The sequence below is a fragment of the Planktothrix sp. PCC 11201 genome (assembly GCF_900009135.1).
In the GTDB taxonomy this organism is placed as follows: domain Bacteria; phylum Cyanobacteriota; class Cyanobacteriia; order Cyanobacteriales; family Microcoleaceae; genus Planktothrix.
In genome coordinates, this window is the sequence record NZ_LT797700.1 from 45,790 (window position 1) to 62,312 (window position 16,523).

General features: G+C 40.1%; 14 protein-coding genes and 1 tRNA gene. 8 read left to right on the forward strand and 7 right to left on the reverse strand.

Translation table 11 applies throughout. The features are described 5' to 3' along the window. Positions 1–17: 17 nt before the first annotated feature. Both PL11201_RS09730 and PL11201_RS09735 read right to left on the reverse strand, forming a co-directional pair. Positions 18–647 carry a histidine phosphatase family protein gene (locus tag PL11201_RS09730; protein WP_079678396.1) on the reverse strand — a complete coding sequence of 210 codons (630 nt, stop codon included), beginning with the start codon at positions 645–647 and terminating at the stop codon, positions 18–20. A 67-nt stretch (positions 648–714) separates the two neighbouring features. After that, positions 715–2,217, reverse strand: coding sequence for a CHAT domain-containing protein (locus PL11201_RS09735; RefSeq protein ID WP_234996657.1), 1,503 nt, complete (start codon positions 2,215–2,217; stop codon positions 715–717). 514 nt (positions 2,218–2,731) lie between these two features. Here PL11201_RS09735 and tatC point away from each other — a divergent pair. Then, positions 2,732–3,520: a twin-arginine translocase subunit TatC gene (gene tatC / locus PL11201_RS09740; protein WP_234996662.1), complete on the forward strand. Its 789-nt coding sequence runs from the start codon at positions 2,732–2,734 to the stop codon at positions 3,518–3,520. A 42-nt stretch (positions 3,521–3,562) separates the two neighbouring features. Here the strand turns inward: tatC and PL11201_RS09745 are convergent, their stop codons facing one another. Continuing rightward, a complete protein-coding gene (locus PL11201_RS09745) occupies positions 3,563–4,927 on the reverse strand; it encodes a hypothetical protein (RefSeq protein ID WP_079678397.1) in 1,365 nt (454 codons plus the stop codon). Positions 4,928–5,373: 446 nt separating this feature from the next. Here PL11201_RS09745 and PL11201_RS27305 point away from each other — a divergent pair, with 446 nt between their 5' ends. After that, positions 5,374–5,502, forward strand: coding sequence for a hypothetical protein (locus PL11201_RS27305; RefSeq protein WP_255377581.1), 129 nt, complete (start codon positions 5,374–5,376; stop codon positions 5,500–5,502). A gap of 45 nt (positions 5,503–5,547) precedes the next feature. Next, on the forward strand, positions 5,548–6,429 hold the full coding sequence (locus PL11201_RS09755; RefSeq protein ID WP_079678399.1) for an NAD(P)-dependent oxidoreductase: 882 nt from the start codon (positions 5,548–5,550) through the stop codon (positions 6,427–6,429). A gap of 40 nt (positions 6,430–6,469) precedes the next feature. Here the strand turns inward: PL11201_RS09755 and PL11201_RS09760 are convergent, their stop codons facing one another. Then, entirely contained in the window at positions 6,470–6,718 is a 249-nt protein-coding gene (locus PL11201_RS09760; RefSeq protein ID WP_159451523.1) for an NUDIX hydrolase, read from the reverse strand. A gap of 237 nt (positions 6,719–6,955) precedes the next feature. Here PL11201_RS09760 and PL11201_RS09765 point away from each other — a divergent pair. Next, a tRNA-Gln gene (locus tag PL11201_RS09765) sits at positions 6,956–7,027 on the forward strand. Between the two features lie 151 nt (positions 7,028–7,178). Here PL11201_RS09765 and PL11201_RS09770 read toward each other — a convergent pair. Together PL11201_RS09770 and PL11201_RS09775 are read right to left on the reverse strand one after the other, a co-directional pair. Beyond that, positions 7,179–7,859, reverse strand: a complete 681-nt coding sequence (locus PL11201_RS09770) for a lecithin retinol acyltransferase family protein (RefSeq protein WP_079678401.1) — start codon at positions 7,857–7,859, stop codon at positions 7,179–7,181. A 72-nt stretch (positions 7,860–7,931) separates the two neighbouring features. After that, positions 7,932–9,815 (reverse strand): sensor domain-containing protein, encoded by a 1,884-nt coding sequence (locus PL11201_RS09775; protein WP_079678402.1) that lies wholly within the window; start codon positions 9,813–9,815, stop codon positions 7,932–7,934. Positions 9,816–9,956: 141 nt separating this feature from the next. Here PL11201_RS09775 and mutS point away from each other — a divergent pair, with 141 nt between their 5' ends. The 4 genes from mutS (at position 9,957) to PL11201_RS09795 (ending at position 14,921) form a co-directional block, all read left to right on the forward strand. Next, positions 9,957–12,620, forward strand: coding sequence for a DNA mismatch repair protein MutS (gene mutS / locus PL11201_RS09780; protein WP_079678403.1), 2,664 nt, complete (start codon positions 9,957–9,959; stop codon positions 12,618–12,620). A gap of 150 nt (positions 12,621–12,770) precedes the next feature. After that, the gene (locus PL11201_RS09785; protein WP_079678404.1) at positions 12,771–13,127 is read left to right on the forward strand and encodes an SH3 domain-containing protein; all 357 of its coding nucleotides are present in this window, start codon (positions 12,771–12,773) and stop codon (positions 13,125–13,127) included. A 239-nt stretch (positions 13,128–13,366) separates the two neighbouring features. Next, complete coding sequence (locus tag PL11201_RS09790; RefSeq protein ID WP_079678405.1) at positions 13,367–14,170, forward strand: MotA/TolQ/ExbB proton channel family protein; 804 nt, start codon at positions 13,367–13,369, stop codon at positions 14,168–14,170. A 70-nt stretch (positions 14,171–14,240) separates the two neighbouring features. Further along, positions 14,241–14,921: an ExbD/TolR family protein gene (locus PL11201_RS09795; RefSeq protein WP_079678406.1), complete on the forward strand. Its 681-nt coding sequence runs from the start codon at positions 14,241–14,243 to the stop codon at positions 14,919–14,921. A 273-nt stretch (positions 14,922–15,194) separates the two neighbouring features. Here PL11201_RS09795 and PL11201_RS09800 read toward each other — a convergent pair whose 3' ends face one another. Then, positions 15,195–16,436, reverse strand: coding sequence for a tetratricopeptide repeat protein (locus tag PL11201_RS09800; RefSeq protein ID WP_159451524.1), 1,242 nt, complete (start codon positions 16,434–16,436; stop codon positions 15,195–15,197). Positions 16,437–16,523: the final 87 nt, after the last annotated feature.

The window sequence follows — 16,523 nt, forward strand, 5'->3', positions numbered from 1 at the left end:
AGGGAGAGTATAGCAATTTAAACATTTTCCAATTCAGTCAGATGGGCGGTATCTCCGTTGAGTTCTAGTATCCATTCATCTCCATTTTGAACAATTTTTACTAAACAACAAAGAGAGGCTTTAATATCCATTTCTTCTAAGGTGGGAATTAGTCCCATGGCTGTTCCCAATACCGAAGCACCATGTCCAACCAATAATAAATTATCCTCGGGAAACGTGTTAACCAAACGTTGGGAAGTCTCAGCAGTTCGTTGTAAACAATCTTTCCAAGTTTCAGGATAATTAGGAACTCCCAGAGGATGAGATAAATCAATTTTAGGGAATTTTTGAGCTAAAAATTCTGGGGATAATGTTTCAGGATAACTCATCCATTCAGGGTTTAACCATTCTCCTAAACCCCAATCTAATTTGAGCGGTAAATCTAATTTTTTAGCCACAGCATGGGCGGTTTGTACGGTTCTTAAAAAGGGAGAAGCAATAATTTGGGTAATTCCTTCCCCCACTAAACGATTTGCTAATTGTTGGGCTTGAATTTGACCATCTTTGGATAAATGGGGGTCATAAGGTCGTTCTGCGGTATCAAACCAAGCGGGATTGACAAAATCAATCCGATTTCCATGGCGGGCTATCCATACAGTTTTAGACATAGGTTCGGTTTAGATTTTTCACCTAACTTACCTTACCTTAATTCCGGCACAATTAGGATTTTTTATTCTACCAAGGACTACCAATTAATGTAAACGCCGCCCAATAATAGGGATGGGAAAGATTGTCATTTCCCTCCGAGGCAATTTCAGGCGGTAAGGTCACTTCACCCCGGGATGATAATAATTCTCCCTTTTGCAAACGAACATTCCCTTTTAACATCTGAATTTGAGTTTTTTGCAAGGCTTGGGCTTTAGTAGAAGCGGTTTTTAACTGTTGATAAAACTCGCTCATTAAGGCTAAAGTTCCCGTGTCACTCACATACCATAAACTCGCTAAAGCTGTTTTTACCCCCGACTGAAAAGCTAATCCCGCAAATCCTAATTCCGCCTCCTCATCTCCAACGGCGGTTTTACAAGCACTTAAAACTAATAATTCAATTTGAGGATTTTTCCAATTAAACTGACCCATTTGATCTAATTTTAGCTGCTCATCCCAAAATTGAATATAGGAATTTCCAGGTTTTCCAGGTTTAAATTCTGCATGGGTCGCCAGATGAACAATTCTATAGGGACTGAAGGATAATAGCTGTCTTAAATTATCTACAGTAAACTTTTGATTCAGAAAAAAATTCCCTGGCCACTGTCCTGGATTTTCCTGATTTCCCATCGGAAATATTACCCCATTCATCCCATCGGAGTTGACAATTGTAGATAACTCAAAAGGAACCGCAGGTAAGGGATTTTGATTTTTAAATTCCGAGGCTCCCATAGCTAAAACTAGAGCATCTTTTACACTTTCATAATTGAGATTCATCAAATTAAAAGCTGGAATTCTAGTTAGGGCATATTTTTCAATTAAAAAACGTTCTCCATCATGTAAAACCGCTAGGGGGAGCGTTCTTAACCCATCACCCAAACAGAACAAGATTGTATCGATATTTTCTGCTTTTAATTGGGCTTCAACGGGCTTAATAATCACACTATAAAGTCGTTGAGCCGATTCCAGATAGGACTGATTTTGTAAATTTCGAGGATTAGTTATTTCTTGAAATAAATTAATCGCTTCAGCTTTTAAGGTTGCGGTTTGCACATTGGGTTGAATTAAACCTAAAGGTTCTTTTCCCGGGGTAATTAAGGCTAAAACTAATCCTTGGGGTTCAGGAACAACCCAGAGAACCGCGTGTTTGGTTTGGGTTTTTTGGCTAATTTCTGTTAAGATTTTAGCAATATCAGGAGGCTGTAGGTTGCTATCGGTTAGATTTCTCCCAAAATAGGTTTCATAGTCTAATTCCCATGTTTTTTCCATCTTGGTAATCGGATTATTTCCGTTAATACTGCGAATGATTTGTTGTTGGGAAGTGGGTACAGGTTCGGTGAGAACCGGACGACCAAAAGATAATTTCTCCCCAGGGACTAGACTCCACCCCCAGAGTCCAATCACCACCAGACTGAATAGAAATATCGGAAGGGTTCGGCGCATCAGTTGATTAACCCTGGGATTTGTGAAACCAGAACTCAGATATTTTGAAATATCTAAAAATAGCAGACAATAACGTTGTATTATTTTCATAGATTCAAGATAAAAAAATAATTGGAGGAAATTAACATCAATCTTTGTTTATCTCGGTTTCCGCCTGGTGGTTGTCTAATCTAACGTTTAAATCCTAAAGTAGAATAGACGTTGGCTAAAAATTTATGATGAGTTTTCAAAAATCCCGTCCCTTGAGACTGGGTAGTTTCTAACCCTAGTTTAACGCTTACTGACAATTATGACGCCTCCCTCAAATTCGGAGACACCGGAATCTAACTCCAACTTAAACCCCGTTTTACCGGAAAATCCCGAACAAAATTCTCCTAACTCTCCTTCTCCTCTCTCTAATCTTGATGCTATTTCTCAAGATATTAACTCATCGGTGATGGATGGGGTTGAGTCGGTTTCTGAATCTTTACAGTCAGATATTGAAGGTGAGGAAATTGGAAATTCCGCCGAATCTATCGCAGTAGATCCTATTAATTTGATATCTTCGGACTCGATCACTGAATTGGAAGAAGAAACGGAAAATCAGTTATCCTCTGAACCCCAAATCTCCCCACCTCAATTGTATCTTCCTGTCAGTAAAACGATAACCGATGAAGGAGATGAAATTCCCGATGAAGTTGAAATGGGTTTTTTCGACCATTTAGAGGAATTAAGACAACGGATTTTTTATTCTCTAATTGCGGTATTTATTGCGATTATTGGCTGCTTTGCTTTTGTTAATCCGATTGTACAATTATTACAACGTCCTGCATCGGGGATTAAATTTGTTCAACTCGCCCCTGGAGAATATTTCTTTGTTTCCTTAAAAGTAGCGGGTTATAGTGGGTTGGTCGTCGCAACTCCGTTTCTTTTATATCAAATTACGATGTTTGTTTTACCCGGATTAACTCGCAAAGAACGCCGTTTATTAGTCCCCACCTTATTAGGTTCGAGTGTTTTATTTTTATTCGGTTTAGGCTTTGCCTATATTGCTTTAATTCCAGCGGCATTGAACTTTTTTGTGAGTTATGGGGCGGATGTGGTTGAACAATTCTTTTCCATTGAAAAATACTTTGAATTTGTTTTAGTCCTATTATTCTGTACTGGAATAGCCTTTCAAATTCCCGTCATTCAAGCCATATTAGGCGGGTTAAAAATTGTATCTTCCCAGACAATGTTATCCGGTTGGCGATATGTTATTTTAGGAGGAGCCGTATTAGGGGCTGTGTTAACCCCATCCACTGACCCCCTCACCCAAAGTTTATTAGCTGGGGCTATATTAGGGCTTTATTTTGGCGGAATTGGCATTGTCAAAATGATTGAAAATACCTCAGAACATTCTCAAGATCAATAAAAAATAAAGCCCTATTACCTATTCCCTGTTCCCTGTTCCCTCTTATAAAGATTGACAAAGAGCAGCTTTCCGAGAGTCAAATAACTGAACAATTCCATCAGTAACAGCTTTTTTGACATCCGTATCAAAACCTGCCAAAAATTCTTCATGACCAATTTTATCTTGGAAAAATTCCTGGGCGCGGTTGCGTTGATGGATAATTTCATCAAACCCTAAACATTTGACCATATAAGTTGTTAATGGAGAATTTTTAATATCATAGGATGAACTTTGGGTGCGTCCTTCATCTAATAATGTTAAAACCAGTTTTTCTAAGTCCGTTGTCGGTTGGTGGGGGTGGGGAATGGGGGGCAGAAAATCCACTAAAGAAACCGCAGAAAATCCTTCTGAGGGCATTTCACCCATTAAAGTTGAAACCGGAATTACCCGGCCAAATCGTAAAGATAACGCCTCTAAAAAAGCAATCGTAAACAACTTACTGACCAAATAAAGTCGCCCTACCTCAATATTTTTTCTCGCCATCGCGACTAGATTGTTATAGGTGGCATCATCAGGATAGCCTTTAAACTGATGAAAAATAATTTCGGGTTTAATAAAATTCATAAACCCTTCCATTTTTTGCAAAGCTGTCCGATACTGATTAATGGTATAGGAACTGGAATTTTTGAGATAATGATTCGTTTCCGGTAATAAATTCCAGGTATTGTCTAAAAATTTTGCCGCACTCTCATGGGCAAAACTTCCCACATCCCGATTAGAAAGTCTCACAGAACGTTTAATAGTTTCAATTAACTGATCATCGGTTAATTTTAAATTAAACCGTTCACAAACATCCTGTAACCGTCCATATAAAATATCACTATTACTTCCCAATTCTGTTTTTGTTCTAAAGGGAATAGTCGCTTCAATACAAGCTACTACTTGTACTAATAATTCTAAAGATAACAAATCTTCTAATACTTTACTAGCAACTAATGCACTTAAAAACTCATTCTGTCCCGTCATGGGGGATAGAGTTTGACCTGGAGCAAAATCAAAGATTTGTCTGACCATTTCAAAGATCTGATCCTGGGGTAATTCCTCAGCATCACGGATAACTAAATGTACTCCCACTTGTCGCACAAAAGGAGCAATATAATAGGTCAAATTAAAATTAACACTCTGATCCACCTGCACATAGACAACATCATGAAACAAGGCGGCTAAAACTTCAATCGGGTCATCTTCCCCCCCCACCTCAAAAATATGATTCGGGGTGTGAAAATAGCGCCAAGGCCCGGTCATTGTTTGTACAATCAGTTCTGCTATTTTAGGCAGTTCTGTATAATCCATCTCAATTTTGAGCTTCTGCATCGCCCAAATTAGCTTTTCTAAGCACTGTTTGTTGTAATCGGTGTTCATACCCATTTTTACCAATAAACCTTATATACTGAACTTAAATTATTGATATCTTATTATGGCTTTAGTTTTATGGGGAGTAGTTGGTTAACCCCCTATATTCGGATTTCAAATCAGTTTAATGTGAATCAACCCCAAATTTTACATCCTCTATTCCAGAATAGCAAACCATCGGAGTTTGAGACCGACACGTTTACCCCATTACCTCCCAAACCGAATCACCAGGTGAGGGCTATATTGCCCGATATTTAGGGGATGGGATCTTAATCTATTTTGGTTATCCCATCGCCCATGAAGATGATGCTCAACGGGTTCTGATGGTCGCATTAGTGATTATTGCAGCGATGGCAGCCCTCAAAACCTACAATATGTAGAAGCCACGATCGCGATTTCCCAAGAACAAAACTTTGAATTTTGGCTGGTTCATGGTAGAATGCGGAGAGGCTGGGTATTAGTTGAACGCAAAACTCTATCGTTTATGCGGAAAACTGAATCTGAAAGTCACTCAAAGTTTAGAAGCAGCAAAACTTGATTTTCAAAAAGCGATTATTATTGCCCAAAAACAACAGGATAAAGTGTTATAATTGGGAGAAAAAAAGAATCACAAATTATGCTAATAAAATAGGGAAATGAAAACAGCATTTTTAGGTTTAGGAGTGATGGGTGGTTTCATGGGCGCCAACCTCGCAGCATCAGGATATTCTGTTAAGGCTTGGAATCGAACGAGCGATCGCCATGGTGTTAAAATAGCATCCGAAGCGGGTGCTAATATTGTTTTTTCTATTCAAGAAGCCGTTACGGATGTTGATATTATTTTTACCTGTGTTGGCGATATTCCTGACGTTGAAGCAGTGATATTAGGCGAAAAAGGTGTGATTCATTTTGCCAAATCCGGGGCAATTGTGATTGATTTTAGTACCATTGGTTCAGAAGCCGCCCGCCGCATTTCTCAACAGCTTGAATCCCATCAAATTAAATTCTTAGATGCTCCGGTTTCTGGGGGTGATATTGGAGCGAAAAACGGCACATTAACCATTATGGTCGGAGGGGATAAAAATACCTTTGAAACGGTAAAACCCCTGTTAGAAACCATGGGAAAAACAATTCGTTATTGTGGCAAAGTGGGGAGTGGTCAAGCCGTCAAATTATGTAATCAAGTTTTAGCTTCTTTAAATATGGTGGGTATTTGTGAAGCCCTATTATTAGCCGAAAAACAAGGAATTGATCCAAATTTAGTGGTTGAAATTTGTAGTACCGGAGCCGCCGGGTCTTGGGCTTTATCAAATTTAGGATCAAAAGTCGCTAATAGTGATTTTGCACCGGGTTTTATGATTAAACATATCCTCAAAGACCTCAGAATTGTTCAAGAAACTCTCAATTCCGATCCCACTTTACCTGGTACTGAATTAGCAGATCATCTATTTAAAATTGTCCAAAAATTAGACCAAGGATTGGGGGAAAATCAAGGGACACAGGCGATGATTCGAGCCTATAAAGAAGCCGATAGTTAAAGGTGATTTAATTGACAAAACTGAATCTTCTATTGACTCCCTAATTCTCGGGCATAATTAACTGTAAGGGGTAAATTTCTACCTGGGTTAATACTTCAGAAATAACTGAATTCTTAAAATCCCTTCCACCGATGATAGGAATTCCCGCTTCTTCTAGGGTTTCCCGTTGGGCCGCCGCCGCCGTAAAGGTTTCATCCGGTTCCACTCGTCCCCCTGGAAAATACCAGGGACTGTTTCTCGTGACCTCCTGAATCAATAAAAAGCGGTTGTCAGAACGCACAACAACCACAACAAACAACTCTGTTGAGATAGGATCACGAAAGGATCACGAAGCATAAGCAATAAAGGCTTAAAATCAATTCTCTTTATTCTGACTCACATTGAGAATCAATACCAAGAGCAGAATGACTGAAAGGCTTATATATTAATGGTTTTAGAGAATTTTTCAAGAATGCTGAAAAATTTTTGGTAAAAACCCTTGACAAATACCAGGTAGGTGATGCTAATATTAATAACTGTGAAGCAATGGGGCGTCGCCAAGTGGTAAGGCATCGGGTTTTGGTCCCGACATCCAGAGGTTCGAATCCTTTCGCCCCAGTTATAAATATTATATCTGCAAAAAAGCCCTAGACAATATCTGTCTAAGGTTTCTTTGTATCAGTTTATTCCCCATTCCCGATCAAGAATTTCAGAGGATGACACAGATTAAAATCAGTGAAATCCGCGTAATCCTCTTAAATCCGCGATCCCTATTCCCTATTATCCACTTGATTTTTTAATAGATTTTGAGTCATGGTGGCTAACTTTTCCAAACTTTCTTCTAATTCCGTGGCTCGTTTTTTGGAATTTAGTTTTCGTTTTAGGGCTGCTCGGGCTAAATCTTCTCGATTTCGTTTTAAGGCTTCCATCGCCACTTGCTGCCAAGAATTCATTTCAGCTAGGGCTTGTTTATACTGAGGATGAACGTCATCCCAAGCCACCCGAATTTCCCCTAAAGCTCGATTTAAAAGTTGGTTAGCATCCTGGGGTTGACCGCCCATAATAGCTTGTTTTAGAGGCTCAGATAAGGTATCAATATTAATATCACGAAGCAGGGGAATAAAATTCTCAATCTGTTGACTTTTACTCTCCCCAGTCACGCACCATGTGGCAAAATGTTCACAATTATTAAACAATAGATTATATTGATTTTCTCCTAAACGACTTTCGGCCCGGTTAATCACAGTCTCTGCAATATAACGAATGGGATACTGTCGGATATGAATTTTTTGACCTTTGGAAAAAACTTCTATGGAAGTTCGTTCGATAATTTCACTGGGTTTGCGATAATGAATTGCGGTACCATCACCACAATCAATACCATGGTGTTCATATAAACCCTCTAGGTTCCAAAATTCCCGAAAAATATAGATTTGGTCGCCTCTTGCCATAAAATGTTTAATGATTACTCCGCTTCCTCTTTTATCTTAACGGTTTTGATGGGAACATCTAGGGCGGTTATTTCAACAATTTTGGTTAATAAAATTCATCACCTCTGTGGGGTTTAGGGGAGGCGAGAATAAATAGCCCTGTCCAAAGTCACAGCCCAGTTGCTCAAAAATTTCAACTTGTTGGGAGGTTTCAATTCCCTCTGCTACAACTTTTAAGCCCAAACTATGAGCCAAATTAATAATAGTTTTAGCAATCTCAAAATCCTTATTGTCAATTTCGATATTTTGAACAAAAGAACGATCTATTTTCAAGGTGTCTACGGGCAACTTTTGTAAATAGCTTAGAGAAGAATATCCCGTGCCAAAATCATCAATTAATAATCTAATTTTCAAAGATTTTAACTTTTCTAATAATCCGGTTGCATGGTTTATGTTCTCCATCAAACTACTCTCTGTAATTTCTAATTTTAGACTAAAAGGAGGAAGTTCTAAAGAATCTAAAACCCGTTTAACTTCCTGAATTAAACTCGGATGTCTTAACTGAATTTCCGAAAGATTAACACTCACATATAAATCAGGAAACTGGGTTTGCCATTCTAATAAATGTTGACAGGCTTGGGATAAAACCCATTGTCCCATCGAAACAATTAATCCCGCTTTTTCGGCTAAATTAATTAACTGAACTGGAGATACAAACCCACGGTCGGGATGATACCAACGCACTAAGGCTTCAAAACCCACCACTTTTTGAGTTTCTAGGGAGACAATGGGTTGATAATTTAAACTCAGTTGTTGACGTTCAATTGCCCGTTGTAAATCCGCTTCTAATTGCAGATGTTCAGCCATAACTGTTGCCATATTTGGTTCATAAAATACCGTTGCTCCTCGTCCTTTTTGTTTAGCATAATACATGGCAGTGTCGGCAGCTTGAAGATAATCTTCTGGACGTTGACTCTGGAAATCATCTAAAACAACACCAATACTGGTAGCTGATGAAATCGTCACCGTATCCAACCGAAAGGGAAAATCTAAAGCAGCATGAATGCGTTCAATTTTTTCGGTTAAAATATTACAATTGCTAATATCAGTAAATAAAATTGCAAATTCATCGGTTCCGACTCGGGCAACGATATCGCGGTGACTAACAAAGGTTTTCAGACGCTCGGCAACGGCAATTAGGAGTTGTTCTGCCAAGGCATGACCAAAGGCATATTTTAGAGGCTTAAATCGATCAATATCTAAGGATAAAACTGCAAAATTATTAGATTTTTTAAATGGGTGATTAATCGCAACTTGTAGGCGATCTAATAATAAACTACGATTGGCTAATCCGGTGAGTAAATCACTAAAGGCATAGTGTTCTAATTCGGCTTTAGTTTTGAGCCGTTCTGTAACATCTTGAGCGAGAATGACTTCAGCAAATTGCCCTTTCCATTCTAAAGTATGACCTGTTACTTCTACGCTGATTAATGTGCCATCTTTTTTGTGATGTCGCCAAAGTCCCACTCGATTCAATCCTATCTGAATTTTAGATAGACTTTCTAAGAGTCGGGGAATTTCTTCAGGAGGTCGAATTTCTGTAATTTTCATCGAGAGAAATTCGGCCTCTGAATAGCCATAATGTTGAATTGCAGCTTCATTAACCGCTAGAAAGTTAAGGGTTTTGAGATCATAAACCCACATCGGTTGAGGATGGGCACAAAACAAACTTCGATATCTCTGTTCGGACTTTTCTAAATGATGAGTTCCTAACCGGATGAGAAAGTAGAGCAGGGTGCTTGTGATTGCAATAAAAAGTCCTCCTTTTATGCTATGAATCAGAGTTGAAAATGGGGAATTAGGCACGAGGAAATACAGGAGTTGATCGGATGAAAACACCCAAATACTACTGATAAAGGCGTAAACACTAGCCAATTTCAGGGCTAGATTTTGGGATAAAATGCGATCGCGTGTCACTTTAAAAATACAGTCTGACGACTGTTATGGACTAAGATTTGCATGAATTAAAGTCTAAACTAAAGTGCTACCTATTGGCAGAAAGCCACTAAACGCGCTAAAGTCTTAAGGGTTAGTCTCGGCTTGCATCTTCAAAAAACTATGAGCGTTCCCTCCAGTGCGTCCTCTGCCCCTTCAGTTCCCGAAAAGTCACTTCCGCCCAATGCAGACTATCGCCAGCTTGATCGGGAAAAGTTATCGGAAATGATGCACCGTTATATTGAAGTCAAAGAACAATATCCCCATGCCTTACTATTATTTCGGGTGGGGGATTTCTTTGAGTGTTTTTTCCAGGATGCTATTACAATAGCGCAAGAATTGGAATTAGTGCAAACGGCAAAACACGGAGGGAAAGAAATCGGGCGAGTTCCGATGACGGGTGTTCCCCATCATGCAGTAGAACGCTATGCCACTATGCTATTAGAAAAAGGCTATGCGGTGGCGATTTGTGATCAAGTTGAAGATGCGGAAATTGCGGCTAGAGAAAAACGCCAAGTGCGTCGAGAAATTACCCGAATTTTAACCCCCGGAACTCTGACGGATGACGGAATGCTTAAAGGGCGTAAAAATAATTATTTAGCCGCAGTTGTGATTGCTGGAGATCATTGGGGGTTAGCCTATTCTGATATTTCTACGGGGGAATTTTTAACCACCCAAGCGCAAAATTTAGAACAACTGACCCAGGAGTTAATGCGTCTCCAACCGTCGGAAGTGTTGTTTCCAATTAATGCCCCGGATTTAGGAAAAATGCTCCGTCCTGGGGAAAAATCTAGTCAGTTACCCGATTGTTTACCCAATTGTTTTTGTTATTCCTTGCGATCGCAATTTCCCTTTAGTTTAAATGAAGCTAGAAATAAAATTTTAGAACAATTTCAACTGCGTTCTTTAGAAGGTTTGGGCTGTGATCATTTACCCCTCGGAGTGCGCGCCGCCGGAGGATTATTAGATTATTTAGAAGATACTCAACGGCAAAATCAAGTTCCCCTACAACGACTTCGTACCTATACCATTACCGATTATTTAATCCTAGATTATCAAAGTCGTCGCAATTTAGAAATTACCCAAACCGTTCGGGATGGAACTTTACATGGTTCTTTATTGTGGGCTTTAGATAAAACTAGCACCGCCATGGGGGGGCGGGCGTTGCGTCGTTGGTTATTACAACCTTTATTAGATCTGCGAGGAATTCGGGCGCGCCATGATACGATTCAAGAGTTAGTAGAAAATCATGAATTAAGGTTTCAATTGCAACAATTACTCCGACAAATTTATGATTTAGAACGGTTAACTGGACGGGCAGGAAATGGCACGGCAAATGCTAGGGATTTAGTGGCTTTGGCCGATTCCTTGGCCAAATTACCGGAATTATCGGTTTTAGTCAGTCAAGGTCATTCTCCCTACTTAAAAGCCCTACAAACTGTTCCTCCCATCTTAGAAGAATTGGCCCATAAAATTCAATCCTATTTAGTAGATTCCCCGCCCCAACACTTGAAAGAGGGGGGAATTATTCGGTCGGGAATGGATGAACAATTAGACGCGCTGCGGGTATTAGCAGAAGCTGATCAACAATGGTTAGCAAACTTGGAAGTACAAGAACGGGAACGCACCGGAATTTCCACTTTAAAAGTAGGTTTTAATAAGGCTTTCGGTTATTATATTAGTATAACACGCTCTAAATTAGATCAAGCTCCTAATGATTATATTCGGAAACAAACCTTAACCAATGAAGAACGATTTATTACCCCGGAATTAAAGGAACGAGAAGCCAGAATTTTAACGGCAAAAGACGATTTAAACCAATTGGAATATGAGATTTTTCTGCGATTAAGATTAGAAGTCGGAGAACACTCAGAATTAATTAGAGATGTATCTCGGGCGGTGGCTGCAATTGATGTTTTATCGGGGTTAGCGGATATTGCAGTCTATCAAGGTTATTGTCGTCCTGAAATGGTAGAGAGTCGAGAAGTTAAAATTATTGAAGGTCGCCATCCTGTGGTCGAAAAATCCTTACCGCCGGGGTTTTTTGTCCCGAATACGGCTCAGTTAGGAAGTCAAGAAGAAGGGTCAGAAACCCCAGGAGTTAAACCCTATGCTCACCCCGATTTAATTATTTTAACCGGGCCGAATGCCAGTGGCAAAAGTTGTTATTTACGGCAAGTCGGGTTAATTCAATTATTAGCTCAAGTGGGGAGTTTTGTTCCCGCTAAATCCGCTAAATTAGGGGTTTGCGATCGCATTTTTACCCGGGTTGGGGCGGTGGATGATTTAGCCACAGGTCAATCTACTTTTATGGTAGAAATGAATGAAACTGCTAATATTTTAAATCATGCCACATCTAAATCCTTAGTATTATTAGATGAAATTGGTCGCGGGACGGCTACCTTTGATGGGTTATCTATTGCTTGGTCAGTGGCGGAATATTTAGCTACAGAAATTCGATCTCGGACAATTTTTGCCACCCATTACCACGAATTAAATGAACTCGCTTCAATTATTCCCAATGTGGCAAACTATCAAGTTACAGTTAAAGAATTACCCGATAAAATTATATTTCTGCATCAAGTTCAACCCGGAGGAGCCGATAAATCCTATGGAATTGAAGCGGGGCGGTTAGCGGGTTTACCGGATGTGGTAATTCAACGGGCCAAACAAGTGATGCGTCAAATTGAAAAGCATAGTAAAATTGCCATGGGATTGAGAAAGGGAATTAAAAAACAGGATAAAAAAGATGATTCTGTAGAACAGTTAGATATTTTTGAGGATTAATTTCAAAAATAGTTTATAATAGGGTTAGGCTGTTAGGTATTTGAATCGAATTGCCCTAACGTTCTCAAGGGTTATCGGATGAAAAACTACAAAGCAACAGCCTAGGGGTGCAACTTTAATCGATAAATTAAATTGAGGCATAGAAACCCTATGAATACAATATCTGGAAATAGAATTTGTAAATTAGCTATTTTAGGATTAGTCCCCATCACCCTAAGTTTTACTACACCTGCAAATACGGCGAATCAATCTTATCCAACTGTTTCAGAAACTAATCCTCAATTACAATTAGCACAGACTCCTATTGGTTATTGTACCGTTGCTGACCCCACGGGAACACCCCTGAATGTTCGACAAAAACCCAATGGAAAAGTGATTGGCAGCCTAAAAAATGGAACCATTGTCGCATTAGGAGAAGCCGATGGCAGTGAAGGAGAAAAATGGGCAAAAATCATCAAACCCTTACAAGGTTATGTTTGGTCAGATTACTTAAAAGATTGTAAATAGATTAGGAAAATCCGGCTTTCTGGTGATGTAAAATAAACTGTGGGGTTTGGATACCAAACCCCTATGGTAACGTCTTATAACTTTAATTTCCTGACCTCTTGATGCACACTTAGACACAACCCCTAGCGATTCACCACGGAGAATGGCAAAATTGAAAGGGTTTGGCTTTTTGTTCGCCAAATGCCTATACATCTAATACAGTTGTAGGGGTGAGGTTTTTAGGAGGTTGTGGGAGTTCGATGAATATTCAAGAGATTTTTGCCAAGGGTGGGCCAGCAATGTGGCCGTTGCTGATCTTGTCCATCCTGTCGATGAGTGTGGTCATAGAACGGATTTGGTTTTGGAGTACGACCCTAACCAAAGAAAAACAAATCGTGAACCGAGTCATTGACTCAGCCCGACGGGGACAATGGGGAAAAGCCCATCAAATTGCTAAACAATCTAGCAATCAACCAATGGGACGTTTTCTCTATGCACCCCTGCGGTTACAGTCTCCCGACCCCGAACTTTTTCGTTTAGCCTTAGAAGCGGCGGCGGATGAAGAATTAGCCTTTATGCGTCGGGGCGATAAAATTTTCGAGGCGGTGATTGCCATGGCCCCTCTGTTGGGACTATTGGGAACGGTGTTAGGGTTAATTAACTCCCTGGGTTCGATTCGTTTGGGTGATATTGGAACTTCATCCTCTGCGGATGTGACCTTGGGGATTGCGGAAGCCTTAATTTCAACCGCAACGGGATTAATTGTGGCGATTATTAGTCTAGCATTTTATCGTTTTTTTCAGGGGTTAATGTTTGGTCAAGCCAAAATATTCCGCAAAGCCGGAAACGAATTAGAATTGATGTATCGTCAGAATTGGCCCTATGCCAAATCTCAGTTACAAATTCCTGAAACCGAGGAGGAGGAAGCCGAAGAACCAGAAGAAATAGATGAACCACTTTTGAAATTTCCTCTAGTCGATGAAGACAATAATAACTCTAGTCCTGAACCAGAAAAAAAAGCTAAACCTGTAAAAAAATCTGAATCTTTGGATGAGGAGAAATAAATGTTTTCAACAACAAATAAAGTTACTATTTTGTCAGGGAAAACTCTAAGACATTAATCACAAAATTTTTATGAAAATTAGAACAGATTCGACCACCGATGAAGCCAGAATAGAATTAATTCCCTTAATTGACGTGGTGTTTTGTATTCTCACGTTCTTTATTTTGGCATCCCTACAACTAACTCGTCAACAGGCAATTAATGTGGATTTGCCTAAAGCCAGTACGGGGGAAACCCAAATGCAAAAAATGTTAATTGTGGGGATTGATAAATCTGGACAAACCTATATTGAACAACAACCTGTTAATCAAGATCAATTAGACCGATCATTATTACGATTTCGACGTTGGAATCCCAGTGGATTAATTGTGTTATATGCCCCGAAAGAAGCCCTTTATAATGATGTAGTTCGGGTGTTAGACCGTTTGCGGGCTATTGGTGGAGAACGGGTCGCCTTGGCCACATTACCCAGTTCTCAGGAAATCAAACCCCCAACAAATCCGTTAAATCCTACGGTAACGCCTCCCGGTAATCTCACCCCACCTTTTGCCCCTACAGCACCCAATTCAGGGGATGTACTGCCTCCGATTTCTCCCTTACCTCCGACTTTACCTAATAGTCTTCCGGCTCAGAATAGTCCGGTATTAACTCCATCAGTTCCCCAACCGGACAATACGAATCCCTTTGCCCCTCAAATTCCTCCTTCTGACAATAATATTCCCTCCGATGGTCAGGGGCAAAGAAGCTTTTAATGGGGAAACTGGGTTTGTTTAAATCCTCCTGAGTAAACTAAATTGAGAATTAATTTTTATAGCAATCAGTCGGTTAAGCTGTTAAGCAGTTAAACTGTATATTCTAGCCAGTGAGGACACTGGCACTGCAAGGGTTTGACAACGACCCCATACCCAATTTAGATAATTAACAGCTTATTGACAACTTCCTTGTGTCTTTGTGGTTAAATTAGGCTTTACCGTTGTCAACATACCAGAGCTAACTGCTATGATTTTAATTCTCAATTTTTAACTCTAATTTCTTAGATTAAGTTGAGCCAAAGCATGATTTAACTGCTGGGAAATAGCCTCTTGATTAGGATTTAATTCCAGGGCTTGACGATAACAACTCACCGCATCTTCGAGATCGGTACGACCATCTTTTTCTAGGGGTTGAACGTGGGAACGCTGTTCCAGGGCATCCCCTAAATGTCCATACACCACATCAGATAAGCTCACATCTAAGGCCCGACGGTAGGCCAAAATCGCATCATCCCAGCGTTGCAGTTGAGCCAGGGCAAACCCCAGGTGATCTTGACCTTCTAGGGAATGGGGTTCTAAATCTACAGATTTCCGGTAAGCCGTGGCCGCCTGTTCCCAACGTTGGAGGGTGGAGAGGGCATCTCCTAAGTGTTGATAAATAATCGCTGAAGTCGGTGCGAGATCTAAGGCTTTCTTGTAAGCTGCGATCGCATTTTCCCAGTCATGAACCAGGGATAGGGTATGTCCCAGAAAATGATAATAAATAGCGGATTTGGGGTCATGGTCGGTAGCCTTGCGGTAGTAGGCGATCGCCTCTTGATATTGACCCTGATCTCGGAAAATCATCCCCAACTGATAATAACTCCAAGCGGATTTGGGGTTAATCTGAATCACATTTTGGTAAGAGGCGATCGCTTCCTTAATTTGATTATTTGCCTTTAACGCTTCTGCCAACTGCTGATGGAGTTCCCCATTATTGGGAGTTGCCGTCACCGCTTTGTGTAAATAGGCTATGCCTTCGCGTCCCTGTCCCTGTTGAGCAAAGGCATCCCACAGATATTGATAACAGGCAGTAGCATCGGGTTCGAGTTCAATGGCTGTTTCCAGGGAACTAATCGCCTCAGCAAACTGTCCCTGTTGACAGAGCAGTTTCCCTAGACTCTGCTGAAACTCATAAAAATCAGGATTGATTTCTACAGCCCGGCGATAGGCTTCTAAGGCTTCTGGAATTTTACCCTGTTGCTCTAGGATCTCCCCCAGGTTATAATAAGACCAAGCGGAGTTGGGGTTGAGTTCGCAGGCTTTTTGGTAACTTGCGATCGCCTCCTCAACCTGACCCAGTTGAGCCAGGGTTTCCCCCAAGTTGTGGTGATACCATGAAAAGCTGGGTTTTTCACTAATCGCTTGGCGATAGGTAACTATGGATTTCTGAAGCTGGTTTAATTGCTTCTGTTTGTTTGCTTGGTCAAAATGACTCATATACACTTGCAATGTGACTTTTAATAAGGTACTCATATTAGTGTAATATACAATCTTTAATAATTTTTTCAGTAAAGTAAAACGTAAAAAAAGGAAAAAAATGGGATTAGGAAATTGCCAAAA

Excerpts from the sequence above, each read along its gene's own strand:
- PL11201_RS09785 (WP_079678404.1), top strand. The coding sequence starts at position 12,771 with ATGAATACAATATCTGGAAATAGAATTTGTAAATTAGCTATTTTAGGA.
- PL11201_RS09730 (WP_079678396.1), bottom strand. The coding sequence starts at position 647 with ATGTCTAAAACTGTATGGATAGCCCGCCATGGAAATCGGATTGATTTT.
- PL11201_RS09800 (WP_159451524.1), bottom strand. The coding sequence starts at position 16,436 with ATGAGTACCTTATTAAAAGTCACATTGCAAGTGTATATGAGTCATTTT.
- PL11201_RS09745 (WP_079678397.1), bottom strand. The coding sequence starts at position 4,927 with ATGGGTATGAACACCGATTACAACAAACAGTGCTTAGAAAAGCTAATT.
- PL11201_RS09755 (WP_079678399.1), top strand. The coding sequence starts at position 5,548 with ATGAAAACAGCATTTTTAGGTTTAGGAGTGATGGGTGGTTTCATGGGC.
- PL11201_RS09735 (WP_234996657.1), bottom strand. The coding sequence starts at position 2,217 with ATGAAAATAATACAACGTTATTGTCTGCTATTTTTAGATATTTCAAAA.
- PL11201_RS09795 (WP_079678406.1), top strand. The coding sequence starts at position 14,241 with ATGAAAATTAGAACAGATTCGACCACCGATGAAGCCAGAATAGAATTA.
- PL11201_RS09790 (WP_079678405.1), top strand. The coding sequence starts at position 13,367 with ATGAATATTCAAGAGATTTTTGCCAAGGGTGGGCCAGCAATGTGGCCG.
- PL11201_RS09770 (WP_079678401.1), bottom strand. The coding sequence starts at position 7,859 with ATGGCAAGAGGCGACCAAATCTATATTTTTCGGGAATTTTGGAACCTA.
- mutS (WP_079678403.1), top strand. The coding sequence starts at position 9,957 with ATGAGCGTTCCCTCCAGTGCGTCCTCTGCCCCTTCAGTTCCCGAAAAG.